This is a genomic window from Arthrobacter sedimenti (genome assembly GCF_042652025.1).
In the GTDB taxonomy this organism is placed as follows: domain Bacteria; phylum Actinomycetota; class Actinomycetes; order Actinomycetales; family Micrococcaceae; genus Arthrobacter; species Arthrobacter sedimenti.
In genome coordinates this window covers 1-26,646 of record NZ_JBHSDQ010000004.1, presented here as the reverse complement: position 1 = coordinate 26,646, position 26,646 = coordinate 1, and the positions used below count along the sequence as shown (strand labels likewise).

General features: G+C 67.0%; 20 protein-coding genes and 1 pseudogene. 11 read left to right on the top strand and 10 right to left on the bottom strand.

Annotation, left to right across the window (positions count from 1 at the left end; all coding sequences use genetic code 11):
* Positions 1–24: 24 nt before the first annotated feature.
* Genes ACFO0G_RS10595 through ACFO0G_RS10580 form a run of 4 tightly spaced genes read right to left on the bottom strand, consistent with a single transcriptional unit; the run spans position 25 to position 5,217 of the window.
* Entirely contained in the window at positions 25–837 is an 813-nt protein-coding gene (locus tag ACFO0G_RS10595; protein ID WP_376977509.1) for a bifunctional allantoicase/(S)-ureidoglycine aminohydrolase, read from the bottom strand.
* Positions 838–854: 17 nt separating this feature from the next.
* Positions 855–2,129 (bottom strand): DUF6986 family protein, encoded by a 1,275-nt coding sequence (locus ACFO0G_RS10590; RefSeq protein WP_376977507.1) that lies wholly within the window; start codon positions 2,127–2,129, stop codon positions 855–857.
* Between the two features lies 1 nt (position 2,130).
* Entirely contained in the window at positions 2,131–3,729 is a 1,599-nt protein-coding gene (gene aceB, locus ACFO0G_RS10585) for a malate synthase A (protein ID WP_376977505.1), read from the bottom strand.
* A gap of 36 nt (positions 3,730–3,765) precedes the next feature.
* Positions 3,766–5,217, bottom strand: coding sequence for an NAD-dependent malic enzyme (locus ACFO0G_RS10580; RefSeq protein ID WP_376977503.1), 1,452 nt, complete (start codon positions 5,215–5,217; stop codon positions 3,766–3,768).
* Between the two features lie 221 nt (positions 5,218–5,438).
* Between ACFO0G_RS10580 and ACFO0G_RS10575 the strand changes: the two genes are divergently transcribed.
* Positions 5,439–6,194, top strand: a complete 756-nt coding sequence (locus ACFO0G_RS10575) for an IclR family transcriptional regulator (RefSeq protein ID WP_286399188.1) — start codon at positions 5,439–5,441, stop codon at positions 6,192–6,194.
* 128 nt (positions 6,195–6,322) lie between these two features.
* Here the strand turns inward: ACFO0G_RS10575 and ACFO0G_RS10570 are convergent, their stop codons facing one another.
* Positions 6,323–7,828 (bottom strand): nucleobase:cation symporter-2 family protein, encoded by a 1,506-nt coding sequence (locus tag ACFO0G_RS10570; protein WP_286399187.1) that lies wholly within the window; start codon positions 7,826–7,828, stop codon positions 6,323–6,325.
* A gap of 137 nt (positions 7,829–7,965) precedes the next feature.
* The gene (gene pucL / locus ACFO0G_RS10565) at positions 7,966–8,874 is read right to left on the bottom strand and encodes a factor-independent urate hydroxylase (protein WP_286399186.1); all 909 of its coding nucleotides are present in this window, start codon (positions 8,872–8,874) and stop codon (positions 7,966–7,968) included.
* A 361-nt stretch (positions 8,875–9,235) separates the two neighbouring features.
* Between pucL and ACFO0G_RS10560 the strand changes: the two genes are divergently transcribed.
* Positions 9,236–9,430, top strand: coding sequence for a hypothetical protein (locus tag ACFO0G_RS10560; RefSeq protein WP_286399185.1), 195 nt, complete (start codon positions 9,236–9,238; stop codon positions 9,428–9,430).
* A gap of 203 nt (positions 9,431–9,633) precedes the next feature.
* Positions 9,634–10,629 (top strand): glycoside hydrolase family 16 protein, encoded by a 996-nt coding sequence (locus ACFO0G_RS10555; RefSeq protein ID WP_286399184.1) that lies wholly within the window; start codon positions 9,634–9,636, stop codon positions 10,627–10,629.
* 13 nt (positions 10,630–10,642) lie between these two features.
* Here ACFO0G_RS10555 and ligD read toward each other — a convergent pair whose 3' ends face one another.
* Positions 10,643–11,887 carry a non-homologous end-joining DNA ligase gene (gene ligD / locus ACFO0G_RS10550; RefSeq protein ID WP_286399183.1) on the bottom strand — a complete coding sequence of 415 codons (1,245 nt, stop codon included), beginning with the start codon at positions 11,885–11,887 and terminating at the stop codon, positions 10,643–10,645.
* 31 nt (positions 11,888–11,918) lie between these two features.
* Positions 11,919–13,289 (bottom strand): 8-oxoguanine deaminase, encoded by a 1,371-nt coding sequence (locus ACFO0G_RS10545; RefSeq protein ID WP_376977499.1) that lies wholly within the window; start codon positions 13,287–13,289, stop codon positions 11,919–11,921.
* A 402-nt stretch (positions 13,290–13,691) separates the two neighbouring features.
* Between ACFO0G_RS10545 and ACFO0G_RS10540 the strand changes: the two genes are divergently transcribed.
* The 8 genes and pseudogenes from ACFO0G_RS10540 to ACFO0G_RS10505 all read left to right on the top strand — a co-directional run bounded on the left by ACFO0G_RS10540 (position 13,692) and on the right by ACFO0G_RS10505 (position 24,174).
* Entirely contained in the window at positions 13,692–14,186 is a 495-nt protein-coding gene (locus ACFO0G_RS10540; protein ID WP_376977497.1) for a nucleoside deaminase, read from the top strand.
* Between the two features lie 14 nt (positions 14,187–14,200).
* On the top strand, positions 14,201–15,742 hold the full coding sequence (locus ACFO0G_RS10535; RefSeq protein WP_376977495.1) for an NCS2 family permease: 1,542 nt from the start codon (positions 14,201–14,203) through the stop codon (positions 15,740–15,742).
* Between the two features lie 97 nt (positions 15,743–15,839).
* Positions 15,840–17,048, top strand: a complete 1,209-nt coding sequence (locus ACFO0G_RS10530) for an XdhC family protein (RefSeq protein ID WP_376977493.1) — start codon at positions 15,840–15,842, stop codon at positions 17,046–17,048.
* Positions 17,039–17,968 carry an FAD binding domain-containing protein gene (locus ACFO0G_RS10525; protein ID WP_376977491.1) on the top strand — a complete coding sequence of 310 codons (930 nt, stop codon included), beginning with the start codon at positions 17,039–17,041 and terminating at the stop codon, positions 17,966–17,968. Before ACFO0G_RS10530 ends, ACFO0G_RS10525 begins: the two co-directional genes overlap by 10 nt.
* A 2-nt stretch (positions 17,969–17,970) precedes the next feature.
* Entirely contained in the window at positions 17,971–20,805 is a 2,835-nt protein-coding gene (locus ACFO0G_RS10520) for a molybdopterin-dependent oxidoreductase (protein WP_376977489.1), read from the top strand.
* A gap of 87 nt (positions 20,806–20,892) precedes the next feature.
* Positions 20,893–21,873 (top strand): aldo/keto reductase, encoded by a 981-nt coding sequence (locus ACFO0G_RS10515; protein ID WP_286399169.1) that lies wholly within the window; start codon positions 20,893–20,895, stop codon positions 21,871–21,873.
* Positions 21,874–21,899: 26 nt separating this feature from the next.
* Positions 21,900–22,547: a uracil-DNA glycosylase gene (locus ACFO0G_RS10510; protein ID WP_286399167.1), complete on the top strand. Its 648-nt coding sequence runs from the start codon at positions 21,900–21,902 to the stop codon at positions 22,545–22,547.
* A gap of 50 nt (positions 22,548–22,597) precedes the next feature.
* Positions 22,598–24,174 (top strand): annotated as a pseudogene (locus ACFO0G_RS10505) (HNH endonuclease signature motif containing protein).
* Positions 24,175–24,264: 90 nt separating this feature from the next.
* Here the strand turns inward: ACFO0G_RS10505 and nboR are convergent.
* Together nboR and ACFO0G_RS10495 are read right to left on the bottom strand one after the other, a co-directional pair.
* Positions 24,265–24,969, bottom strand: coding sequence for a nicotine blue oxidoreductase (gene nboR / locus ACFO0G_RS10500; RefSeq protein WP_286399164.1), 705 nt, complete (start codon positions 24,967–24,969; stop codon positions 24,265–24,267).
* A gap of 79 nt (positions 24,970–25,048) precedes the next feature.
* Positions 25,049–26,646: transketolase-like TK C-terminal-containing protein (locus ACFO0G_RS10495; RefSeq protein WP_417281460.1), on the bottom strand; the 1,598-nt coding region annotated here is incomplete at its 5' end.

Genomic DNA, 26,646 nt, shown 5'->3' with positions numbered 1-26,646 from the left:
GCTGCTGCCCGAAGGCGGAAACGGCTAGGTCAGCTTCACCTGGCGGTTCATGTCCTTGTAGAGCAGGTAGCGGAACTCGCCGGGGCCGCCGGCGTAGCAGGCCTGCGGGCAGAAGGCGCGCAGCCACATGAAGTCGCCGGCCTCCACCTCCACCCAGTCGTTGTTCAGCAGGTACATGGCCTTGCCCTCCAGGACGTACAGGCCGTGTTCCATCACGTGGGTTTCCGGGAACGGGATCACGCCGCCCGGCTGGAACGTGACGATGTTGACCTGCATGTCGTGGGCCAGGTCGCTGGAATCCGTGAAGCGGGTGGTCTTCCAGACGTCGTTGGTGTCCGGCATGGACGTGGGCTGAACGTCCTTCTCGTTGGTGACGAAGGACTTGGCCTCGTACCCTTCCAGGCGCTCGTAGGCCTTGCGGATCCAGTGGTAGGACACGACGTCGTCCGAAACGTTCTCCACGCCCCACTCCGAACCGGCGGCCAGGTAGGCGTAGCCGCCTTCCTCCATCTGGTGCAGCTCGCCGTCGAGGGTCAGGTTGAGCTTGCCCTTGGTCACGAAGACGACGCCTTCCACGCCTGCCTCGAATTCGGCCTTCGGTGCGCCGCCGCCCGGAGCGATCTCGACGATCAGCTGGGAGAACGTGGTGGCGAAACCCGAAATGGGCCGGGCGATGATCCAGGAGCGGGTGTTGGAGAAGCCCGGCAGGTTGGACGTGACGATGTCCGTCATCACGCCCTTGGGGATCACCGTGTAAGCCTCGGTGACGATGGCGCGCTCGGTGGTCAGGTGGGTCTGCGGCGGCAGTCCGCCGCTGGGGGAGTAGTACTTGCCCATGAATGGATTCCTTTTGCTTACGAGTTGGAAGTGGTGGCCAGCCGCGGGTGTGCCAGTGCGGTGAGCTGCGGAATTCCGACGCCGGCGAGCGCCTGGACCTCCTCGGCACCCACAGCGCCGCACTGGACGCCGCGGAGCACGAACGCGGCCAGGGCGCGGGCCGTGGCGGGCTCGTCCATGACGCCGCCTTCGGTCCGTTCCACGTAGTTGCGCAGGCGGGCCGCGGCGGCCGGCAGGCCTTCGCGGTAGAAGGCGTACGTGGCGGCGAACCGGCTGGGCAGCTGGGCCGGATGCAGGTCCCAGCCCTGGTAGTAGCCGCGTTCCAGTGACCGCCGCACCAGGCGGCCGTGTAGCTGCCAGGCGTTCTCCACGTTGTCACCCACGGGGATGATATTGGTGGAGCCGTCGGAGAGCCGGATGCCGGTGCCTGCCACGGCCAGCTGCATGACTTCCTTGGCGAAGTCAGCCACCGGGTGCTCCATGGACTGGTACTCCGCGGAGATCTGGAGGGAGGCCGAGTAGTCGTAGGTGCCGTAGTGCAGCCCGCTGATCCGCCCGGGCACGGCATGCGGCAGCTGCGCCACCGGCGAGGTTCCTTCCGGGCCCAGGATCAGCTGCGGGGTTTCCACCTGCACCTCGAACCGGAGGCGGCCAGCGGGCAGGCCGTGGACTTCCTCGAGCCGGGACACCGCATAGTCCATGGCCTTTACCTGCGCCACCGTGGTGACCTTGGGCAGGGTCAGCACCAGGCCTTCCGGCAGCTCGCCCGCCTGGGCGAGGCCGGAGACGAACAGGTCCATCGTCCGCAGCCCGCGGGCCCGGGTGGGAGCCTCGAAGCACTTGAAGCGGATGCCGATGAACGGGGGAGCGGACCCGGAAGCGACTGCCGTGGCCACCGCGGATGCTGCCGCAACGGCTGCGGCGTCCTCGGCGTCGTCGCCCCTGTCCCCGAAGCCGTCCTCAAAGTCCAGGCGCAGGTCCTCGATCGGCTCGTCTGCCAGCTTTGCCGCCACCCGGCCGGCCACTGCCTCGGCGAGGGCCGCTTCCTGGCCCAGGAGCCGGCCCAGCTTTTCGAACCCGCCGTGGGCTTCCGCCGTCGCCGCCGCCTGGGCGCCCCAGTCAGCCGCGAACGACGGCGTGAACCGGTCCGCGGGCACGTACACCGTGTGCACGGGCTGCCGGGAGCCGTCGTCACCCGGGTAGTTCTGTTCGAGCAGCCGGTCCGTGGCGGCAAGCTGCCCGTCAATAGCGGCCAGGTCCCCTGCAGAGAGTGAGGGTTTGGGTGTTGCCATCTCAGCCCACCAGTTCGTACGCGGGCGTGGTCAGGAAGTCCGTGTAATCGTCGGAGAGGCAGATGTCCGCGATCAGCTCGCTGGCCGGCTGGTAGTAACGGCGGAACGCCTCATCGCCAAACTCGGTGCGGAGCCGCTCGGTCTCCTCGCCCAGGACCCGCTCCACCAGTTCCTTGGTCACCGTGTTGCCGGTGTCCGCCAGGATGGACTTGTTGCGGATCTGCTGCCACACCTGGGAACGGGAGATCTCCGCGGTGGCGGCATCCTCCATGAGGTTGTGGATGGCAACGGCGCCGCTTCCGGACAGCCACACCGCGGTGTAGGCGACGGCCACGTAGAGGTTCAGGCGCAGGCCGGCCTCCGTGACCTGGCCGTCCGCGGACTGGACGTCCAAGAGCTGGTCCGCCGTCACGGAAACCTCCGGACGCTGCTTGTCCACCTGGTTGGGCTTGTCGCCGAGGACGGAGTCGAAGACCTCGCGGCAAGTAGGGACCAGGTCCGGGTGGGCTACCCAGGAACCGTCGAAGCCGTCGTTTGCCTCGCGGGTCTTGTCAGCGCGGACCTTTTCGAAGGCGGCCGCGGTGACTTCCGGGTGGCGCCGGTTGGGGATGACCGCTGCCATGCCGCCCATGGCGAATGCCCCGCGCTTGTGGCAGGTCTTCACCAGGAGTTCGGTGTAGGCACGCATGAACGGGGCGGTCATCACCACGGAGGCGCGGTCCGGCAGGACGAACTCCTCGCCGGCGTCGCGGAAGTACTTGATGATGCTGAACAGGTAGTCCCAGCGGCCGGCGTTCAGGCCGGAAGCGTGGTCCCGCAGTTCGTACAGGATCTCGTCCATCTCGAAGGCGGCCGGGATGGTTTCGATCAGCACGGTGGCGCGGATGGTGCCCTGGTTCAGGCCAAGGTAGTCCTGAGCGAACACGAACACGTCGTTCCACAGGCGTGCCTCGAGGTGGCTCTCCATCTTGGGCAGGTAGTAGTACGGGCCCTGTCCGTTGAGCACCAGCTGCTTGGCGATGTGGAAGAAGTGCAGCCCGAAATCCACCAGCGCGCCGACGGCCGGTTCGCCGTTGACCAGCAGGTGCTTTTCCTGCATGTGCCACCCGCGGGGGCGGGCCACCACGACGGCGAGCGGCGCGTCGGTGCGCAGGCGGTACTCCTTGCCTTCCTCGGAGGTGAAGCTCAACGTGCCCTGGGCCGCGTCGCGGAGATTCAGGATGGCGTCGATGACATTGGCCCAGGTGGGCGTGCTGGCGTCCTCGAGGTCCGCCAGCCACACCTTGGCGCCGGAGTTCAGGGCGTTGATGGCCATCTTCGCCGGCGACGCGGGCCCGGTCATCTCCACACGGCGGTCCTGCAAAGCCGCCGGTGCCGGCGCCACCTTCCAGTCGCCGTCGCGCACCTCCTTGGTCTCCGGCAGGAAGTCCAGCTTGCCGGTCTCGGCTACCCGCCGCCGCTTGACGGCGCGGGCCGCCAGGAGCTCGTTGCGGGTGCCGGCGAACCGGTTGTGGAGCTCCTCCACGAAGGCCAGTGCCTTGGGCGTGAGGATCTCCTCAGCGCGGTCGATCGGCCGGGGATCTGTGACGGTGATGGCCATTTCTGGTCCTTTCCTATGGCTGGGAAGTCGTGCGGGTCAGGCGGAGGCGAGTGCCGGCGCTGGTTCCTTGGCAGGGTCGGCCGGTTCGGCATCCGTTGCAACGTTTGAGGCGTGGGCTGCGGCCGCGACGGCGACCGCGACGTCGGCGGTCACGTGGGGGTCGAAAATGCTCGGGATGATGTAGCTCGCATTGAGCTCATTATCATTCACGCGGTTTGCGATTGCCTCGGCGGCAGCCACCAGCATTTCCGGGGTGATGTCGCTCGCGCCGACATCCAGGAGCCCGCGGAAGAGGCCGGGGAAGGCCAGGACGTTGTTGATCTGGTTGGGGAAGTCGCTGCGGCCGGTGGCCACCACGGCGGCGTGCCGGGACGCTACGGCCGGGTCCACCTCGGGGGTGGGGTTGGCCATGGCGAACACGATGGCGTCCTTCGCCATGGAGGCAATGTGCTCTTCGCCCAAAATGTTCGGGGCGGAGACGCCGATGAAGACATCGGCGCCCACCAGGGCCTCGTGCAGGCTGCCCGCGAAGCCCTCCTCATTGGTGTTGTCTGCGATCCAGGTGCGGTGGGAATCGTTGTAGGTCTCGCCCTTGTGGATGGCACCGGAGCGGCCTGCGGCCACGATGTGCCGTGCGCCCTGGGCTTTGAGCAGCTGGATGATGGCGGAGCCGGCGGCACCGACGCCGGATACCACGATCCTGACGTCCGCGATCTTCTTGTCCACCACGCGCAGGGCGTTGACCAGGGCGGCCAGGGTAACGATGGCGGTGCCATGCTGGTCGTCGTGGAAGACCGGGATGTCCAGTTCCTCACGCAGGCGCGCCTCGATCTCGAAGCAGCGGGGAGCAGCGATGTCCTCCAGGTTCACGCCGCCGAAGACGGGTGCCAGGAGCTTGACCGTCCGGATGATTTCCTCGGTGTCCTGGGTGTCCAGGCAGACGGGCCAGGCGTCCACGTTGGCGAACTGCTTGAAGAGGGCGGCCTTGCCCTCCATGACCGGCAGGGCCGCGGCGGGGCCGATGTTGCCCAGGCCCAGCACGGCGGAACCGTCGGTAACCACGGCGACGGTGTTGCGCTTGACCGTCAGGTTGCGGGCTGCGGCAGGATCCTCGGCGATGGCAAGGCAAACGCGGGCGACGCCGGGCGTGTAGGCGCGGGAAAGATCGTCGCGGTTGCGCAGCGGGACCTTGGGGACGACTTCGAGCTTGCCGCCGAGGTGCATCAGGAAGGTGCGGTCCGAGACGTGCTGGACTGTGACGCCGTCGAGGGCGTTGAGGGCGTCCTTGACGCGTGCGGCGTGGTCGTCGTCGGTGGTGTTGCAGGTGACGTCGACAACGAGGGTCTCGTGGTGGGACTCGGTGACGTCGAGGGCGGTGATGGCCGCGCCGGCTGCTCCGACGGCTGCGGCAAGTTCGCTGGTGGCGCTGAAGCTTGAAGGCGCTTCCACGCGCAGGGTGATCGAATTTCCGGGGCTGGGGTTCGCCATTGAATGTCCTCCTGTTTGGGCCTGGTCCGGCTTCTGCTCTAATCCGAATGTTTTCGTATTATGGATATTATTATCTACTTTATGGAAACACAACCCCTCCGAATGCGACTGTCCCATCGCATCGCGGTGGGCAACTGTGTGCTGTATGTTGGGTGTTCTAAGCAACTCTTTTCACGATGCGGATAAGAGTTGTCGGATTCCGAGCCATAGGAGACAACGGAATGGCAGAAAAAGCCTCTGGCGGGGTGCAGTCGGTGGAGCGCGTCTTCGAACTGCTGGAGCTCATCACCGATGCCGGCGGAGACGTCACCCTCAGCGAGCTGTCGTCTTCCACGGACCTCCCGCTGCCCACCATCCACCGCCTGCTCCGCACCCTGGTGTCGCTGGGCTACATCCGGCAGCTCCCCAACCGGCGCTACGCACTGGGCCCCCGCCTCATCCGACTGGGCGAAGGTGCCAACAAGCAGCTGGGCGCCTTGGCCCAGCCCCAGCTGAAGATCCTGGTGGACCGGCTGGGGGAGACCGCCAACATGGCCGTGCTGGATTCGGACATGGTCATTTACGTGTCGCAGGTGCCGTCGCTGCACTCCATGCGCATGTTCACCGAGGTGGGCCGCCGGGCCCACACCCATGCCACCGGCGTGGGCAAGGCCATCCTGGCCCAGCTGGACGACGACACTGTCCGCGGCATCGTGGCCCGCGCCGGGATGCCCACCCCCACGCCCAAGAGCATCGGCGATGTGGAGGAACTCCTGGCCGATCTTAAGCTCATCCGCGAGCGTGGCTACTCCATTGACGAGGAGGAGCAGGAGCTCGGCGTCCGCTGCTTCGCCATGGCAGTGCCCAACGCCCCCACGCCCGCTGCAATCTCGGTGTCCGGGCCGGTATCCCGCGTGGATGAGGACTTCGCGGATAAGGCCGTGCCCATCCTCCGCGAAGCCGCCGCGGCGATCTCCCGCGAGCTCAACCGCACCTGACCTTTTGAGGGGCCCACGCCCGCAGGGTTCCCTGGCCGAGCTTGCGAGGTTAGGGTGCGGGTGGGGTACGACGGCGGCCCGCACCTTTCGCGAAAGGTGCGGGCCGCCGTTTTGCGTTTCCCGAACAGTCAGTGCTCTGACGCCTTCTCGGCTGACTGGACGGGAACTTCCTTGCCGTCGCAGTCGATGAGCTTGCCGTTCTCGAACCGGTCGCCCTCGGCCAGGCAGCGGAGGTCCTCGGCGCGTACCAGGCGCTCGGTACCGGCGACGAACACGGACTGGTTGTCCGAGTTGCCGGCCCGGAGGTGGTTGAACAGCAGGTTCAGCAGGATGGCCATGACCGCGGCCGAGCTGATGCCCGAGTGGAAGATGGTGCCGAACCAGGACGGGAACTGGTCGTAGAAGGTGGGGGCTGCGATCGGGATCATCCCGAAGCCGATGGAGGCGGCCACCACGATCAGGTTCATGTTGTTCTTGTAGTCCACCTTGGACAGCGTCCGGATGCCGCTGGCCGCGACGGTGCCGAAGAGTACGATGCCGGCGCCGCCCAGGACGGGGGTGGGTACTGCGGCCACCACGCGGCCCAGGACGGGCAGCAGGCCCAGGACCACCAGGATCACGCCGCCGGCGCTGACCACGAACCTGCTCTTGACACCCGTGATGGCCACCAGGCCCACGTTCTGCGCGAACGCGCTCTGGGTGAAGGAGTTGAAGAGCGGGGACACGGCGCTGGACAGCATGTCCGCGCGCAGGCCGTTGCCGATCCGCTTGGAGTCAACCTTGGTGCCCACGATCTCGCCCACCGCGATGATGTCCGCGGAGGTTTCGGTGAGGGTCACCAGGATGACGATCAGCATGGAGATGATGGCGGCGACCTCAAAGGTGGGCGGTCCGAAGGCGAACGGGGTGGGGAAGGCGACGATCTCGCCCTGGCCCACCTTGGAGAAATCGGCCATACCGAAAACGACGGCGATCAGCGTGCCCAGGACCATGGCCAGCAGGATGGACAGGCGGGAGATGGCGGCGCTGCCCACCTTGCTCAGGAGCAGGACGATGCCCATGGTGGCTGCTGCCAGTCCGATGTTCGCCACGCTGCCGTAGTTGGGCGCCTTGTTGTTGCCCCCCATGGCCCAGTTGGCGGCCACCGGCATAAGTGTCAGGCCGATGGTGGTGATCACCGTGCCGGTGACGACAGGCGGGAAGAAGCGGATGATCTTCGAGAACAGTGGAGTGATTAGCAGACCGATCAGCGAGGCCGCGATGACGGAACCGAAGACTGCCTGGATGCCGCCGCCGCCGTGGACGATGGCCACCATGGTGGAGACGCCGGCGAAGGAGACGCCCTGGACCAGCGGCAACTGGGAGCCGAAGAAGGGAATGCCGACGGTTTGCAGGATGGTGGCCAGGCCGCCGACGAACAGGCAGGCGGCGATGAGCAGGCCGATGTCCTGCGAGTTCATCCCGGCGGCCGCGCCGATGATCAGGGGCGGGGCGATGATTCCGCCGTACATGGTGAGGACGTGCTGGAAGCCGTAGGCAAACATGCTTCCGATGGGGAGCCGCTGGTCCTCCGGGCGGGCCGGCCGTGCGCCTTTGCCGGCGGCTGCGGGGGCCAGTTTCTTCTTGGTGTTCATGGCAGACTTTCTTGGTTCATGGCAGACGTCATCGTCTGGCTAACTGGTGTCTGGCTAACAGGTGAAGCTATGGGTTTGGGGATGCTGATGGCGGGCCCGGCCATCGAAGTCCGGGCCCGCCGCTTTGTAGCAGCGCTTTAGCAGAAGCCGGCGATGCCCGACCAGGCAGCAGGGGCTGCCGCTGCGTCGTCGCGCTGCACGGTGGCCTCGATCAGGCCGTACGGGCGGTCGGCGGCGAAGAAGACCTCGTTGGGGTTGTCGAGGCCGAACGGCGAGAGGTCCACCAGGAAGTGGTGCTTGTTGGGCATGGAGAACTTGATCTCGTCGATTTCGCTGTGCGCTTCAAGGACCTTGGTGCCCATGTCAAACAGGGTCTGCTGCAGCGCATGGGAGTACTTCTCGGTGAAGCCTTCGAGCAGGAGGCCCTTGACGTCGTCGTAGCTCTTGTTGAAGTCCAGGGTGCTGAAGTCCGTGCCGGTCTTGAAGCGCCAGCGGGCGGAAACGTCCGTGGCCAGGATGCGGTCGGTGGTTTCGGGCAATGTGGTGTAGCGGTCCCGGGGGTAGCCGACAAAGCCGGACTGCGTGGACTTCAGGACGGTCAGATCCTTGAGTCCGGAGATCAGGTGGCTGGTGGCCCCGTCCCGGACCAGGACGGCGGTCCGGACTTCCTGGCCGTTGCGGACGAACGAGTGGTCGTGTTCGCTGCCGTGGGCCTGGATCCGGTTCCAGGCGTAGGACTCAGCTTCCCAGCGACCGCCGTTGACCCAGTCGAAGCTGGAAGTGAAGTGCTCGCCGAGGCGCAGCAGGAACTCTTCCGGGGAGCCGATGCCGTCGCGGGCAAAGGCGTAGATGGTGTTCTTCTGGGTATCCGTGGCCACCACGTGGGCGTTGTCGCCCTCAAGGTGGGCCGCGGCGAAGTCGCCCCGCAGCTGCGAGGTGACGTTCAGGTCCTCAATCTCGTGGCGGTTGCTGTCGCGGGTGATCTTGACGACGCGCACTTCTGCCTTGCCGTACTGGTTCTCGCCGAGGATGATCTTGCTGCTCATGGTCTTTTCCCAACTTCCGGTAAGTGGAACCTAGGTTCCATCACTGAAATTAAGCGCGCGTTTCATGCGCGTTTCCGATGGAGCCGACCCAACAAAAAAGAGCCGGCATCCGTTGATGCCAGCTCATTACGACCCTGCCTGCTGCTCCCAGGTTACGTGACGTGCGCCACGAGTTGCATACCAGCGTACCCCCACAATCCGGTGGTGTACATCACAGATTCAAAAATCACTTTGTGACCGGTCCGGGCGGGCGGGGCCCGGGTGGGACGCCGGAGCGGCTATTGACCGCGCCAGTAATCGGGCCCTACTCTTTTCACATAGCAAAAATAGCTTTCCGTAATATGAAAATTAGGAGGTTCAGATGTACCAGCAGGACAACCATTCCGTGTCGGCAACGCCGTCCACAGGAGCCGGCGCAGAGGAGTTCTACCTCCCGCTCGGAGGTGGAATTGATCCGGATCTGTACGTGCCGGAGGACCGCCTTCACCCCACCGGCCGCTTCTCCCGGTGGATCCAGTCTTTGCCTGTTTTTGGTGGCGGGGCCGCACGCCGGTAGAAGCCGGCACAGTGCACGCGCAATTTCGTCGCCTGCGAGTACCCCGCAGTCATACCGCGTGTCGGTGATATGAAAGGCGAGTAGTTGCTACTCGCGACTGCCGGCGGCGCTTCACCTAGCCTTGCACAATAGACGGCAGTCCATGGCCCTGGTGTTCAGCCCAGGACTTGGCCAGCCTCCGTTATGTGCACGGAAGGACAGCGATGCCACAGGCCACAGCCCGCTTGGTGCAGGTCCTGTGCTGCCTGTTGGTCCTGGCGGGGCTGTCGGGAAGTGCCATCCGGCTGCAGGACCCGGTTGATGCGTCTTCGCCCGGCCAGGACCCGTCCGTGCCGGCTGCTGACCCGCTGGCGGGGAAGGCGCCTTCGGATCCCAAAGACGGCGCACCGCAGCAGGCGGCGGAGCCGGGCGGGACTGCTGCGTCCGCTGCGCAGCCACCTGAAGCTGAAGGGACTGGCAAAGCCGACGATTCCCCTGTCGGGGCGGCCGGCGATGACGCCTCCGCCAAAGGCACGCCTGTAGTGGCCAGTAAGGAAGCGGGACCACTCGGCCCTCCAGGGCCGTGGCAGCTGGTGTTGGACGAGGAGTTCGACACTCTTAATACCAGCCTTTGGACTCCCTACTGGTTCCGTGACTGCCACCCCGGATCGACGAAGAACGGCGTCAAGACCTGTTCGGGCAACGTCAAAGTGGAAAACGGAAACGCGGTCCTCCAGTTGTCCGACTCCCAATCCGGAGCGTTGCTCTCCACTAATCCCAAAGACGGCGTTCCGGGCCATGTGGGCTTTCAGTACACCACCGGATACGTCGAGGCCCGGATCTACTTCCCGGGAACCTGCTCGGGCGGCATCCACAACTGGCCTGCGTGGTGGACCACCGGCCAAAAGTTTCCCTCGACCGGCGAGATCGATATCGCCGAGCCGCTTGAGGGCACCATGACCACGGTCTATCACTCCACTGACAGCGACCCCGCCAAATGGTTCGTAGGCTGCTACGCCGGCGGTTACCACACCTATGGCGTGCACCGGAAGGTTGGCGTAAATGACATCTACTTCGACGGCAAGCTTGAGTTCTCCTACGCCACGAACGACGGGAACGCTCCGCACTACCTGATCCTGAACGTCGGCATTTGGGCGGACAAGAAGACCTTGGGACCGGCCGGAGCATTCAAGGTGGACTGGGTGCGGGCCTGGAAGTGACCGGCGCCCGGCGTCAGGAGCCGGGCCGCCCCGGCCACTGCTTGCCGGCCCAGGGGTCGTAGTCCGCAACGAGTTCCTCCTGAACCGGGCGATCGGTGTCGGGAACGTGCTGCAGGTTCACCCGCACGCGGTACCAAAGCGAGCTGGACCCGCGCATCCCGTCAACCAGGACATCAGCGGGCTGCAGGGATTTGACGACGGCGGCGTGCCGGCTTTTCCATTCATCGAGCGCTGCGAGGGCTTCCGGCTTGGTCTTGGTGCGGGCCACCTCGATCAACGGCATGGAGGACTGCCGGCGGCCGGACCCGTTGCCTGACCGGGGGGCCTTCTCGGCGGGGCCCAGCTCTTTTGCGAGGGCCAGGAGCCCGTCCAGCCTGCCCACTGAATCATCGATGCCGGTGTGCGGATCACCGATCCGGGCGTACCGCTCCAAAACCGTGCGCACCGTGAACTCTTCAGGCCGGGCAGTGCGCATCTCCTCCCACGTGACCGGTGTGGAAACGCGGGCATCGGGCAGCGGCCGGACGGAGTAGGCGGAGGCCACGGTGCGGTCCTTGGCGTTCTGGTTGAAGTCCACGAAGACGCTCTCGCCGCGCTCCTCCTTCCACCACCGTGCGGTAGCCAGGCCGGGAGCCCGGTTCTCCACCTCCCGCGCCAGGGTTTCGGCAGCGAGACGGACGTCCTTGTAGGACCACTCGGGGGCAATGCGGACCAGGATGTGCAGCCCGCGCGAACCGCTCGTCTTCGGCCATCCCACCAGGCCTGCGTCCTCCAGCACCTCCTGCGCCACGTACGCCACGTCCACAATCTGCGACCAGCCCACTCCCGGCATGGGGTCAAGGTCCACCCGCAGCTCGTCCGGGCGCTCAAGGTCCTCCGCGCGCACCGGATGCGGATTCAGGTCCAGGCAGCCGAGGTTGATAACCCAAGCCAGTCCGGCAGCATCCCGGATCACGGCTTCCTCCGCCGAGGTCCCGGACGCGTAATGCAGCGTGGTGGTGTCGATGAAGGGAGGGTGGTTTTCCGGCACGCGCTTCTGGAAGAAGGGCTCCGCGTCGATGCCCTTGGGGAACCGCTTGAGCACCATGGGCCTGCCGCCCGCGCCCCTCAGCGCGCCGTCTGCCACCGCCAGGTAGTACTTGACCAGGTCCAGCTTGGTCAGCCGCGGCCCGGGGAACACCACCTTGTCCGGGCTGGAGATCCGCACTTCGATCCCATCGATCTCCAGAACCTCGGGTGGCGTCTTTGACGGTGTCATGGCGCCACGCTAGCAGCGGGCCGGGCGCATGTCAGCCGTTGACCAGCCTCTTTGCCGCCGCCGAGTGGTCCGCAATGAGGCCGGCCACGTCCAGCCCCGGGACCTGCCCGTCCACCACCCGCCACTGCCCGCCCACCATCACCCGGTCCGCCCGGTCGGCGGCGCACAGGAGGAGGGCGGCGATGGGGTCGTGGCTGCCGGAGAAGCGGAGGTCGTCGAGCCGGAACAGCGCCAGGTCGGCCTGCATGCCGGGTGCCAATTGGCCCAGGCCGGTCCGTCCCAGTACGGCGGCGGATCCGCGGGTTGCCCAGCCCAAAGCCCGCTCCACCGGCACATCGGCGCCGTACCGCAGCCTTTGGAGGTAGAGGGCCTGCCGGGCTTCCAGGATCATGTTGGAGGCATCGTTCGATGCCGAGCCGTCCACTCCCAGCCCCACCGGGACTCCGGCGGCCTCCAGTTCCAGGACGCGGGCAGTTCCGGAGGCAAGCCGCATGTTGGAGGTGGGGCAATGCGCGACGCCGGTCCCCGCCGCACCGAGGCGGGTGATCTCGGCGTCGCTGAAGTGGATTCCGTGCCCCAGCCAGGTGCGGTCCGTCAGCCAGCCCACGCTGTCCAGGTAGTCAACTGTCCGCAGGCCGAAAATCTCCCGGCAGAAGTCCTCCTCGTCGAGGGTTTCGGCCAGGTGCGTATGCAGGCGGACGTCCAGCCGCTCGGCCAGGGCAGCGCTTTCGGCCATGATCTCCTTCGTTACCGAAAACGGCGAACAGGGTGCCAGGGCGATCTGGACCACCGCATCGTCCCCGCGCTCGTGGTACCGGCCCACCAGGCGCTCGCTGTCCGCCAGCACCACCTCCGGGTCCTGCACGGTGGACTGTGGCGGCAGGCCGCCGTCGTCCGTTCCCAGCGTCATGGACCCCCGGGTGAGTGTGGCCCGCATGCCCAGCCGCCGGACCGCCTCAACCTCGATGTCCACGGCATCCTCAAGCCCCGCAGGGAAAAGGTAGTGGTGGTCGGCGGCGGTGGTGCAGCCGGAGAGCAGCAGCTCGGCCAGTGCCACCGTGGCAGCCAGTTCCAGGTCCTTCGGCGTGAGCCGGGCCCATACCGGATACAGGTTCTGCAGCCAGGGGAACAGCGGGGCGTTGGCCACCGGACCCCAGGCGCGCGTGAGGGTTTGGTAAAAGTGGTGGTGCGTGTTGATCAGGCCCGGCAGCAGCGCATGGCTGCCGGCGTCGAAGGTCTCCGTGCAGGGCGCAGACGGCTGCTGCCCCGCGGCCAGGACCTCGGTGATAACGCCGTCAGCAACCACCACCCCGCCCGAGGCGTCAAGGGTATTGGCGGTGAAGGCGGCCAGCGGATTGCGGATCCATAAACGGGAGGCGGATGCAGGGGTGGGGAGCGTCATGGCGGTCCTTGTCTGAGCGGAAGGCGGTGCGGTGCGTCCAGCTCAGTGATGCCCTGTCTGCTGATCCAGGTAGCCGTTCCTGCGGGCAGGACGGGTGCTGCCAGCGTAGGGAAACGATCCCGCCTGCGTCAACGCCGGCATTTATGACTGTGGCGGCGGAAGGGAGGTGAAGAGCCCGAAACATGCATTTCACATAGCGAAATTAAATTTCCAGAAAACTATGGCGTAGCCCACAAACCGGTGCTAATCTCGATTCTGCCAAAGGCGGGCACCCGAACCCGGGAAGCTATCTACCAGGCGCAACTTAACCTTCACAGCACATGCTGAAGCCTGGTAACCGTTCGCACCTGGTTTTACTGGTCCTGCGCGGCGACAGGCTTCCCGGCAAAAGGAAGTCGCATCATGAGTACCACCGTCACGGCCGAACAGTTTTTGGCCCGCTCCATCCGGCTGGCAACAGCCAATGTCCTCAACAGCGGAGGCCCGTTCGGCGCCATGATCGTCACGGCGGGCGGGCAGACGTTCGACGGCGTCAACCGCGTCACCGCGGACAATGATCCCACCGCCCACGCCGAAGTTACCGCCATCCGCACCGCCTGCCGCGAACTGGGCACCTTCGACCTCAGCGGCGCCACCCTCTACACCAGCTGCGAGCCGTGCCCCATGTGCCTGGCCTCCGCACTCTGGGCACGGGTAAGCCGCGTTGTCTACGCCGCAGACCGCCACGACGCCGCCTCCGTCGGCTTCGACGACGCCGTGTTCTACGAGTACTTTGAAAACCAGGACAGGGATTCCCTGATGCCGGTCTCCAAGCTGGAACTGGGCGATCCCCAGGCCCCGGCCCCGCTGGAGCCCTTCAACACCTGGAACACGCTCGAATCCAGGATCGACTACTAGGCCCGGCGGCTCCGATGACCATCCTGGACCATTCCCACGAGGAGCATTCGGCTCCAACCACCAGCACCACCCGGCGGGCGCCGCGCACTTCCACGCAGGCAACCGGAACACCGCGGCCGCCGGCGCCGGAATCCTTCCTGGACCGTTTCTTCCAGATCACCCGGCGCGGCTCAACCCTTGCCCGCGAATTCCGGGGCGGCCTGGTCACCTTCTTCACCATGGCGTACATCGTCATCCTGAACCCCCTCATCCTGGGCGGTTTCAGCGCCGACAACGCCCCCACCGACGTCGCCGGCGGCTGGCTCTCCGCAGCCCAGGTGGGCGCCGTCACCGGCCTGACCGCCGGCGTCATGACCATCCTCTTCGGCCTCATCGCCAACCTGCCGTTCGGGCTCGCCGCGGGACTGGGCATCAACTCCTTCCTGGCCGTTTCGGTGATCCACGAAGTTACCTGGCCGGAGGCCATGGGCCTGGTGGTGATCAACGGCATCCTGATCGTGCTCTTCGGCGTCACCGGCGCGCGGACCGCCATCTTCCGGGCCGTTCCCAAAGAGCTGAAGGCCGCCATCACGGTCGGCATCGGCCTCTTCATCGCTTTCATCGGCTTCGTGGACTCCGGCTTCGTCCGGCCCACCGCGGGCGGTCCGCCCGTCCAGCTGGGCGACGGCGGCTCCATCACCTCCGTGCCCACGCTCGTGTTCGTCGTCGGACTCCTGGCCATGGGCATCCTGGTGGCACGCAAGGTCCAGGGCGGCCTGCTCATCGGTATCGTCGGCACCACCGTGCTGGCCGCGGTCGTGGAAGCCATCATGAAAATCGGCCCCGCCAGCTCCACCAACCCCGGCGGCTGGCACCTGAACACTCCCGTTCTGTCCGGCCAGCTGGTGTCGGCCCCGGACCTGGGCCTGGTGGGCCAGTTCGACCTGTTCGGCTCATTCGCCAGGATCGGCGGACTCGCAGCCACCATGCTGGTCTTCACCCTCGTGTTCACCAACTTCTTCGACGCCATGGGCACCATGACCGGCCTGGCCAAGAGCGCCGGCGTCGCGCACAAGGACGGCACGTTCCCGCGGCTGAAGTCAGCCTTCATCGTGGAAGGCTTCGGCGCCGTGGCGGGCGGGGCCACCTCCGGTTCCTCCAACACGGTCTACATCGACTCGGCGGCCGGCATCGGCGAAGGCGCCCGCACCGGCTTGGCCTCGGTGGTCACCGGCCTGCTGTTCCTTGGCTCGATGTTCCTCACTCCGCTCACCAGCGTGGTGCCGCTCGAGGTCGCCGCAGCCGCCCTGGTGGTGGTGGGCGCCATGATGATGGCGCAGATCCGCGAGATCAAGTTCACCAAGTTCACGGTGGCCCTGCCGGCGTTCCTCACCATCGTGACGATGCCGCTGAGCTACTCGATTGCCAACGGCATCGGGGTGGGCTTCGTGAGCTGGGCCGTCATCGGGGCCGCTTCCGGCAAGGCGAAGAAGATCCATCCGCTCATGTGGGTGGTCAGCGCCGGGTTCCTGGTGTACTTCGCCCGCGGGCCCATCAACGCCCTGCTGGGCGGCTAAGTAGTGCCCTTTCCTTCCGGGGGCCGGGCCAACCCTTGGCCCGGCCCCCGGCGGGACCGACAATGGACACCACCGCTGCGGAAGAAGGAGCGCCGCCATGATTGACCTGATCCCTTCACTTGGCCCGTGGGTGCCGCGGCTTGCGGGCGAGGAGTTCGCCGTGGCCACCATCGTGGGCGCGTCCGGCTCGGTGCCACGGCCGGTGGGGACCTCCATGCTGGTCGCCGCATCCGGTGACGTCCTGGGCAGCCTCTCCGGTGGCTGCGTGGAAGGCGCCGTGGTGGCGCTCGCGCAGGAGGCAATGGACGACGGCGTTCCCCGCCACGAGACCTTCGGTTTCAGTTCCGCCGACGCCTTCGCAGCCGGGCTAACCTGCGGGGGAGAACTGGCCATCCACATTGAGCCTGTGCCCGCGGGGACGGGCGCTGCGCACCCGCTCCGCGCCGCCCTTGCGCGACTCGCCGGCCTCGGCCCGGACCAACCCGTCGCGCTGGTACGGCTGCTGGGGAACGCGGGAGGTGCCGCCGTCGTCCTTCCCGATCCGGCCGCTTTCCGTCTGGCCGCGTCTCCCCAGCTGGCAGTGCTGCTCGACGGGGAGCCTGCGCTTCAGGTTGAGGCGCTTGTGCGCGGCGGCGGAGCCGGCCTGGTCCACCTCCCACAACCGGGGGAGTGCGCTGCGGACCGGAGCGACAGCCAGCCGGCGGGGCCGGCTGTCCTGGTGGAGTCCCGGCTGGCCCCGCCACGGATGCTGGTGTTCGGCGCCAACGACTTCGGCGCGGCACTGGTACCCGCCGCCAAACTGCTGGGCTACCACGTGACCCTCGTGGATGCCCGCCCAGCCTTCGCGTCGCAGCCACGGTTCGCCGCCGCAGACCAGGTGGTCACGGACTGGCCGCACCGCTACCTGGCTGCGGAAGCGGCGGCAGGCCGGACGGACAGCCGCACCGTGGCCGCCGTCCTCACCCATGACCCCAAGTTCGATATCCCCCTGCTGGAAACCGCACTGGCACTGGACCTCGCCTACGTGGGCGCCATGGGATCCCGCCGCAGCCACCTCCAGCGGGTGGACGAGCTCCTCAACGCAGGCGTCCCGCCGGAACGGATTGCCCAGCTGCATTCACCCATCGGCCTTGACCTCGGCGCCGTGACTCCTGCCGAAGTGGCGGTGTCCGTGACCGCGGAACTGATTGCCGCACGGAACAGCGCCGCCACCTGCGGGCCGCTGCGGGACACCTCCGGCGCCATCCACCACCCGGCTGCTCCTGCAGCCGCAGACCTTGATACTCAGGAGATCGCATGGACATGAACACTATCGAGGCGGTGGTCCGCACCACCGACCCCGCACAGTGGCGCGACGGCGATGCCTGGCTTGCCGGTGGCACCGTCCTGTTCTCGTACGGCAGCTACGCCTTTGGCCCCCGGCCGCTCACCCGCCTGCTGGATCTTGGCGAGGCCGGTTGGACGCCCGTCACCGTCACCGACGACGGTATCGAGCTGGCCGCGACCTGCACGATCGCCGAGCTGTACAACCTTCCGGCATCCCCGGCCGCGGCAGGCCGCTCCTGGCCCGGGCTGGACCTGGTCCGCGCGTGCTGCGATTCGTTCGTGGCGTCTTTCAAGATCTGGAACATGTCCACCGTGGGCGGCAACCTCTGCACCTCCCTGCCCGCAGGGCCCATCATCTCGCTGTGCGCCGGGCTGGACGGCACGGCCACCATCCTCGGGCCGGGCGGCACCAGCCGGCGGGTTCCGGTGGCGGACTTCATCACCGGGGATGCGACAAACTGCCTGGCACCTGGCGAGCTGCTCCGCAGCGTCCACCTGCCGGCGTCGGCCCTTGCCTCGCGGGTGGCGTACCGCCGGCTGTCGCTAAGCAACCTGGGCCGGTCCGGGGCGCTGCTCATTGGAAGGCTCGACGGCGGCGCCTCCCTGGTGCTGACCGTCACCGCCGCCACCAAGCGGCCCGTTCAGCTGCGCTTCGACGGAGTGCCGGATGCAGACCGGCTGGCCGCTGCATTGGATGATGCCATTCCGGCAGAGCTCTATCACGATGACATCCATGGCCTGCCTGCCTGGCGCCGCGATATGACCTACCGGCTGGCCGAGGAAATCCGCGCGGAGTTGGCAGTCCCCGAGGGAACGCCGGGACTGGCGGTCTCCGGGGACTTCTGGCCGCCCCGGAGCGCCACCCCGCCCGGATCAACAGCACTTTCGAAAGGGGCCTGAGCATGGCCATCGAGATCAATGGCACCCCCGCAGGCACCGCACCCCGCCCCGGCCAGTGCCTGCGCACTTTCCTGCGGGAGCAGGGCAACACCGGCGTGAAGAAGGGGTGCGATGGGGGCGATTGCGGCGCCTGCACCGTGCACGTGGACGGAACACCGGTCCACAGCTGCATCTACCCGGCCGTCCGGGCGGAGGGGCATGCGATCACCACTATTGAGGGGTTGGCTGCTGCTGGCCCTGGCGGTGACGGGGAATTGCACCCCGTGCAGCAGCAGTTCATGGAGCGGCAGGGTTTCCAGTGCGGCTTCTGCACCGCGGGCATGGTGATGACGGCGGCAACGTTCGATGAGAAGCAGAAAGAGAACCTGCCCAGGAACCTCAAGGGCAACCTTTGCCGGTGCACCGGGTACCGCGCCATTGCCGATGCGGTCTGCGGGGATGCCGGCCATCCGAATCCGGCCGGGCAGGGGTCCGGCATCGCCGGGGAGGGCCAGCCGGATCCGGAGCCGGGCCGCCTGGGCGACGACGTTCCCGCGCCCGCAAGCCGGGCCGTCGTCACCGGCGCCGCCCGCTACACCCTGGACCTCCCGATGGACCAGCAGCAGGCACTGCTGCACCTGAAGATCCTGCGCTCGCCGCACGCCCACGCACGGGTGGTGTCCATCGACAAGGAGGGGGCGCTGCAGGTCCCTGGCGTCGTGGCCGTCTTTACCCATGAGGACGCGCCGGAGCAGTTGTTCTCCACGGCCCAGCACGAGCTCTTCACCGACGACCCCGACGATACGCGCGTGCTCGATGAATTGGTGCGGTTCCGCGGGCAGCGGGTGGCCGCCGTCGTCGCGGAATCCGTGGGCGCCGCGGAAGCCGGGGTCCGTGCGCTGCACGTGGAGTATGACGAGCTTCCCGCCGTCTTCTCGCCCCAGGATGCCCTGCTGCCCGGCGCTCCTTTGGTCCACGGGGACAAGGACGCCTTTGCCTCCCGCATCGCCGGTCCGGACCGCAACGTGGTGGCGGAACTGCACTCGGAGCTGGGAAACGTGGCCGATGGTTTCGCCGCCGCCGACTTCATCCACGAACAGACCTACCAGACCCAGAGGGTGCAGCACGTTGCGCTGGAAACGCACGCGGCCATCGCCTCGGTGGACGCCGAAGGCCGGCTGCAGGTCCGCACCTCCAGCCAGGTCCCGTTCCTGGTCCGGCGGACGCTGTGCCGGGTGTTCGGCCTGGAAGAAGACAAGGTGCACGTGGTGGCCGGGCGTGTGGGCGGTGGCTTCGGCGGCAAGCAGGAAGTCCTCACCGAGGACCTCGTGGCGCTCGCGGCCCTGAAGCTGCAGCGGCCGGTCCAGCTGGAACTCACCCGCACGGAGCAGTTCACCGCCACCACCACCCGGCACCCGTTCACCATCAAGCTGAAGGCGGGCGCCAGCAGGGCCGGCAGGCTGACGGCCCTGGAGCTGGACGTCGTGACCAACACCGGCGCCTACGGCAACCACGGGCCGGGCGTGATGTTCCACGGCTGCGGTGAATCGCTGGCCGTGTACAACTGCGCAAACAAGAAGGTGGACGCGCACTCGGTGTACACGAACACTGTTCCGGCCGGTGCTTTCCGCGGCTACGGACTCAGCCAGATGATCTTCGCCATCGAGTCTGCCATGGACGAACTGGCGGCCGGGATCGGCATGGATCCGCTGGAGTTCCGCCGCCGGAACATGGTCCGGGAGGGGGACCACATGCTGTCCACCCAGCCGGATCCGGAGGAGGACGTCCACTACGGCAGCTACGGCCTGGACCAGTGCCTGGACCTGGTCCGCGATGCCTTGGACCGCGGCAAGGCCCGCTACCAGGATGCGGGTCTGGATGACCTGGGGCCCGACTGGATGGTGGGCGAGGGCGCTGCACTGTCGATGATCGACACCGTGCCGCCGCGCGGGCACTTCGCCCACTCCCACGTCCGGCTCCTGCCGGACGGAACGTACCAGGCCGACGTCGGTACCGCCGAGTTCGGCAACGGCACCACCACGGTGCACGCACAGTTGGCGGCCACAGCCTTGTCCACGGAGGCGGCCAGGGTGGTGGTGCGGCAGTCAGACACGGACCTGGTGGAGCACGATACCGGTGCGTTCGGCTCTGCCGGTACGGTGGTGGCCGGCAAGGCCACGCTGGCCGCGGCGGAAGAGTTGGCCGTCCGGATCCGGGCCTTCGCGGCAGGCATCCGGCAGACGCAGGCTTCCGCGTGCGTTCTTGACGGAGGCAGCGTTGTGATCGATGGAACTCCCGTGGCACTGGCTGACCTGGCGCAGGCTGCTGCGGATGCCGGCGTCGAACTTGCTGCCGAGGGGCGCTGGGGTGGCACCCCACGCTCCGTAGCCTTCAACGTGCACGGCTTCCGGGTGGCGGTGAACCGCGGCACCGGTGAGCTGAAGATCCTGCAAAGCGTGCAGGCGGCGGACGCCGGCGTGGTGGTCAACCCGCGCCAGTGCCGCGGCCAGATCGAGGGCGGGATCGCGCAGGCCCTGGGTGCCACGCTGTACGAGGAGGTGGTAGTGGACGACGCCGGCAAGGTCACCACGGACATCCTGCGGCAGTACCACATTCCTACTTTCGCGGACGTGCCGCGCAGCGAGGTGTACTTTGCGGACACCAACGACAAACTGGGGCCGCTGGGGGCGAAATCGATGAGCGAAAGCCCGTTCAATCCCGTGGCGCCGGCGCTTGCCAATGCCATCCGGAACGCCACCGGAGTGCGGTTCGCGTCTTTGCCCATCGCCCGGGACCGGATCTACATGGGGCTCAAGGAAGCGGGCCTGGTGCCCAAGCTGGAGCGCGTGACTTCCTAGGCTGGCAGGTGGTCATAGTTCCGCTTGCGCGGGCGCAACCCGGGGTCGGAACTGACCCCGGGTTGCATCGTTGCATATAGTCGGGGGATGGAACAGCGGATTTTAGGCAAGACCGGACGGAACGTCTCCATCGTGGGGCTCGGCACCTGGCAGCTCGGCGCGGACTGGGGCAACGTGGATCCGGCGCAGGCGCAGGCCATCCTCGCAGCCTCGGTGGAGGCCGGCGTCACCCTCTTCGACACCGCCGACGTATACGGCGACGGCAAGAGCGAGCAGGCAATCGGGAAGTTCCTGGCGGACAACCCGGGCCTCGGCATCACGGTGGCCACCAAGATGGGCCGGCGGATGGAACAGCGGCCGGAAAACTACACCCTGGCCAACTTCCGCCAGTGGGTTGACCGCTCACGGAAGAACCTGGGCATGGACACCCTGGACCTGGTCCAGCTGCACTGCCCGCCCACCCCGGTGTACAGCAACAACGAAGTTTATGACGCCCTGGATACACTCGTGGCCGAAGGTGCCATCCGCAACTACGGCGTGAGTGTGGAACGCACGGACGAGGCACTCGAAGCCATCCGGCACGAGGGAACGGCCTCGGTCCAGATCATCCTCAACGCCTTCCGCCTCAAGCCGCTGGACGAGGTACTGCCCGCCGCCAAGGCCGCAGGGGTTGGCATCATCGCCCGCGTGCCGCTGGCATCCGGCCTGCTGTCCGGCAAGTACACCAAGGACACCACGTTCGCGGAGAACGACCACCGCAACTACAACCGCCAGGGCGAGGCCTTCGACGTCGGGGAGACCTTCTCCGGCGTGGACTACGAGCAGGGCCTCAAGGCAGTGAAGGAATTCGAGCAGTTGGTGCCTTCCGGTGCCACCACCGCCCAGGCAGCCATCGCGTGGATCGCCGCGCAGGACGGCGTCACCACCGTTATCCCGGGCGCCCGCAATGTGGAGCAGGCCCGCGCCAATGCTGGCGCGGCCACTGTCAGCGTGGGCAAGGAGTTCGACGACGGCGTCCGCTGGATCTATGACCACTACTTCCGCGAGTCCATCCACCCGCGCTGGTAACCCGGTCGCCGCCTGGAAGCTCGCCGGTGACTGACCCAGTCCATGACGTTGTAGAGCGGCTCGCGGCCGTGGAGCTGGGGCCTGGGTGCACCAACTTCTTCAATCATGAAGTTCCGGCGAACGCGCTGCGCCGGCACAACCTTGAGCTCTACCTGCAGGAGATGCTGGACCGGCGGCCCAAGGTGCTGCTGGTGGGGGAGGCGCCGGGCTTCAGGGGCATGCGGATTACCGGGGTGCCCTTCACCAACAGGGTCATTCTCGGAGGGCCCGCCAACAGCTTCGGGCTCTTCGGCCCCGGCAAGGGCTACGTTCTGCCTCCCGAAGCTGCAGGGGTAGCTGCCGAGCCCACCGCCACCGTGCTCTGGCAAGTCCTGGAAGAAGTGGGGTTCCTGCCGCTGCTGTGGAGTGCTTTTCCCTGGCACACCCACAAGCCGGGGCAGCCGTTGTCCAACCGCACGCCCAGGCCGTCCGAAACCAACCTCGGCACGTCTTTCTGGCAGGAACTGGCGGAGCTGTTCGGAGTCACCTCCATCGTGGCGGTGGGAAACGTGGCCCAGCACAGCCTGCAGCGCAGTGGTCTGTCCGCGCCAAAAATCCGGCACCCGGCCCATGGCGGGCGGTCCGGCTTCAAACAGGGGCTGGAACAGCTATTGGAAAGTGGGATGCAGGCCTGAGCTGACGTCTTCACGGCCAGAATGTCGTACCCCCTTGTCATGATTGGTTTATGGGGAAGGCAGCGGTAACCAGGGCTTATGCGGACATCCGGGCTGCCCTTGCTGTGTTGCATGCGGAGGTGGATGGGTGCGGTTCTGAGCCGTTCTCGGTGGCTGATCCGTTGGCGGGGCTGGCTGATGGGTGCCTGGACGTTTTGGCCGGTGCCCGTGAGGTGGAGGCCGGGTTCGCTGGTTTGAAGGCGAAGGCTGCGGTGACGTACGCGGGGAGCGCCTCTGTTGTTGCCGGGCCTGATGTGCCGGTGCAGGCGCAGGAGATGGCGTTCGCGGCGGAGGTCGGGTGTGTGCTGGCTTTGGGGCCGCGGGCTGCGTCATCGTTCCTGGCGACTTCGCACGCCGTTGTTTCCTCGTTGCCGCGGACGTTGGCGGGGCTGCAGACCGGGACTCTGTCGTGGCAGCACGCGGTGGTGATGGCGGATGAGACGGCCGGCCTTGATGCTGCGGGGGCGACGGCGTTGGAAGCCCATTTCCTTGACCCTGACGCCCAGGACCCTGCTCGGGGGTGCCCGGTGGGGGAGATGCCGGCGCACCGGTTTCGGGTCAAGGCCAGGACGTGGCGGGAACGTCACCACGCGGAGAGCATCGAGAAACGCCATGCCAAGGGGCTGGCGGATCGGCGGGTGGAGTTCCGGCCGGACCAGGATGGGATGGCGTGGCTGTCCGCGTGCCTGCCGGCGGCTGAGGCGTTGGCCGGTGGAACCGGCTCACCGCGATCTCGCGTGGCATGCAGGGGCCGGATGAGTCCCGCAGCATGCCGCAGCTGCGGGCCGACAAGTTCGCCAGTGCGGTCCTTGGCAGCGGCAGTATCGTCCACGCCGGTGGTCCCTGTGCCACGCCCTTATCCGACGCAGGCAGTGACGTCGAGGCCGTCCACCGGGGCGGCGCTGGTGCCGTCGACGGTCCAGATGCCGGTGGACGTTACGGTGCCGGGCAGCAGCCCTGGTCTTCGCCGATCCATGCGCAGGTCCTGGTCACGGTCCCGGTGTACTCGTTGATGGGGTTGACGGATGAGCCGGCCGTGCTGGACGGGTACGGGACGATCCCGCCGTCGATGGCGCGGGACCTGGTGGCGAATGGGGCAACATCGTTTTACCGGGTGTTGGTGGATCCCCGGGACGGGGCGCCGCTGGAGATCGGGCGGACGAGTTACCGGGTGACCCACGCGATGCGGGCTTGGTTGCGGATGCGGGACGGTAAGTGCCCGTTCCCGGGCTGCAGCAATAATTCCCTGGATAATGACGCCGACCACATCCTCGCCTGGGCCAACGGCGGCACCACCGGGATCAGCAACCTGGGACAGCCCTGCCCGAAACACCACAAACTCCGCCACACCACCGGGTGGAAACCCACCCCGGCCACCAAAAACGAACCACCCGGCTGGACCTCACCCACCGGCAGGCAGTACCCGAGCGAACACCAGGACTGGGAACCAACGAAATGGCCAGCCCTTCGCAACCGGAACAAGGTACCGGGGGAGGGAGCGCCTGGCGTGCTTTCGGATCTCGTGCGCCTCGGCATATCCCCTGCAGAACATTGGCTGGAGCGGATCCTGCACGCCCCAACCGCCTGACGCGGCCCGGGTCATGTTGCCCTGACCGTGCTCGAGTGCTTGTGGAGGTCGCCTGCTACTGGAGCCCCGGGTGCTGAGGGTGGGAGGGCGCTAGCGTAGAAGACCCAGCTGGTCCGGCGTATCGACGTCTTCACCGGTGGACTGGTCGCTGCAGTCCACCTCATCCACCAAGTCCGGGTGGGAGCGCAGAAAGCCGCGCGCCCCGGCGTCGCCCGTCACCGTTGCGCACACGGCCTCCCGCAGGGAGGCGTCGATGAGCAGGGGGTGCCCGCGGCGGAGTTGTCCCGCTTGCCGGTTGTCTCCGTGGCCGGCGCTGTTGTCTTTGCGGCCGCTATGGTCCGTCAGCGCGCCCTCAGCGAATGCGCGGCGGTACGCGGCGGCGGTGATCCGGCCCGTACGATGCCGGGCCAGCAACCGTGCCACGGTTTCACGGGTCAGGCCGGGTTGGTCCACGAGGGCGATCAAAACGTGGCTTCCGGGATCCGCGGCTCGGTTTCCAAGGAGGAACGAGCTGCCCATGCCCGTCTGCCACTCCGGGTTCTTCACTACCCGGAAGCGGTCGAGGCCGGCAACCGACTGAACTTCAGATGCTCCTGCCCCCAGGACCACCACCACTTCCCGGCAGCCGCCGTCGAGCAGTGTGTTGGCGACCGACTCCACCAGCGGCCGGCCCCGGTAGGGCAGCAGCGCCTTCGGTCCCAGTCCCAGGCGGGTGCCCGCTCCGGCCGCAAGGACGACGCCAATCACCCCGTGGCCAGTCGGGCCTGCGGGCCCGGGCGCGTCCGTGTTCTTCATAGCTGCACCCTAGCCAATGCCAAAGCAGTCGGGGCAGCCTCCCCCCGGAAACTGCCCCGACTGCTGCCGGCTGTGGTTGTCAGGCGTCGCCGCCCGCCCCGCCGGTGGTGCCGGCGTTGACGTCTAGGATCTTGTAGCGGTCCATGGCGTACGACGGCGCACCCTCCTCAACTTCGCCCCTCGCCGCGAGCATCTGCAGTACTTTCACGACGATGGAGTGGGTGTCGTTTTTGAAGTAGCGGCGGGCTGCTGCGCGGGTGTCGGAGAAGCCGAAGCCGTCGGCGCCGAGGGTGGCGTATTCGTTGGGGACGAATTGCCGGATCTGGTCCGGGACGGCCTTCATGTAGTCGGACACGGCGACGATGGGGCCGGTGGCTCCTTCGAGTTGCTGGGTGACGAAGGGGACGCGGGTGGGTTGGCCGGGGTTGAGGAAGGCTTCCTCTTCGGCGGCGAGGCCGTCGCGGCGCAGCTCGTTCCAGGAGGTCACGGACCAGACGTCGGCGGAGACGTTCCAGTCATCGGCCAGCACGCGCTGGGCTTCGAGGGCCCAGGGTACGGAGACGCCGGAGGCGAGGATCTGGGTGCGGGGACCGTCGATCTTTGCCGGGGCGAGCAGGTAGATGCCCTTGATGACGCCTTCGACGTCGAGGTTTTCCGGTTCTGCGGGCTGGATGATGGGTTCGTTGTACACGGTGAGGTAGTACATGACGTTCTTGTCCGTCGAGTTCTCCCCGTACATCCGTTCCAGGCCGGCGCGGACGATGTGTCCGATTTCGTAGCCGTAGGCGGGGTCGTAGGTGAGGACGGCGGGGTTGGTGGAGGCCAGCAGGGGGGAGTGGCCGTCGGCGTGCTGGAGGCCTTCGCCGGTGAGGGTGGTCCGTCCTGCGGTGGCGCCGATGATGAAGCCGCGGGTCATTTGGTCCGCGGCGGCCCAGAAGGCGTCGCCGGTGCGCTGGAAGCCGAACATGGAGTAGAACACGTAGACCGGGACCAGGGGGATGCCGTGGGTGGCGTAGGAGGTCCCGGCGGCGGTGAACGCTGCCACGGCGCCGGCTTCGTTGATCCCGGGGTGGATCAGCTGGCCCGCGGGGGATTCCTTGTACGCCAGGACCAGGTCACGGTCCACCGACAAGTAGTTCTGGCCGGCCGGGCTATAGATCTTGGCAGTCGGGAAAAACGCGTCCATACCGAAGGTGCGGGACTCATCCGGCACGATGGGCACAATCCGGTTCCCGAACTTTTTATCCCGGAGCAAATCCTTGAGCAGGCGCACAAATGACATCGTGGTGGCGGCCATCTGCTTACCCGAGCCGCGCTTGGCGACCTCATAGGACTTCGCATCCGGAAGATCCACGGCCTGATGTCCGCCGCGGCGCTCGGGAACCGATCCGCCCAGTGCCTTCCGCCGTTCAAGGAGATAGGCAATCTCGGGCGCATCGAATCCCGGGTGGTAGTAGGGAGGCCGGTAGGGATCGGCATCGAGCTGTTCATCCGAAATGGGAATGCGCAGGTAGTCCCTGAACTCCTTGAGATCCCCGGTGGTCAGCTTTTTCATCTGGTGGGTGGCGTTGCGGCCTTCGAAGTGGGGGCCGAGGCCGTAGCCCTTGACGGTGTGGGCGAGGATGACGGTGGGTTTGCCCTTGAATTCGGTGGCTGCTTTGTAGGCGGCGTAGACCT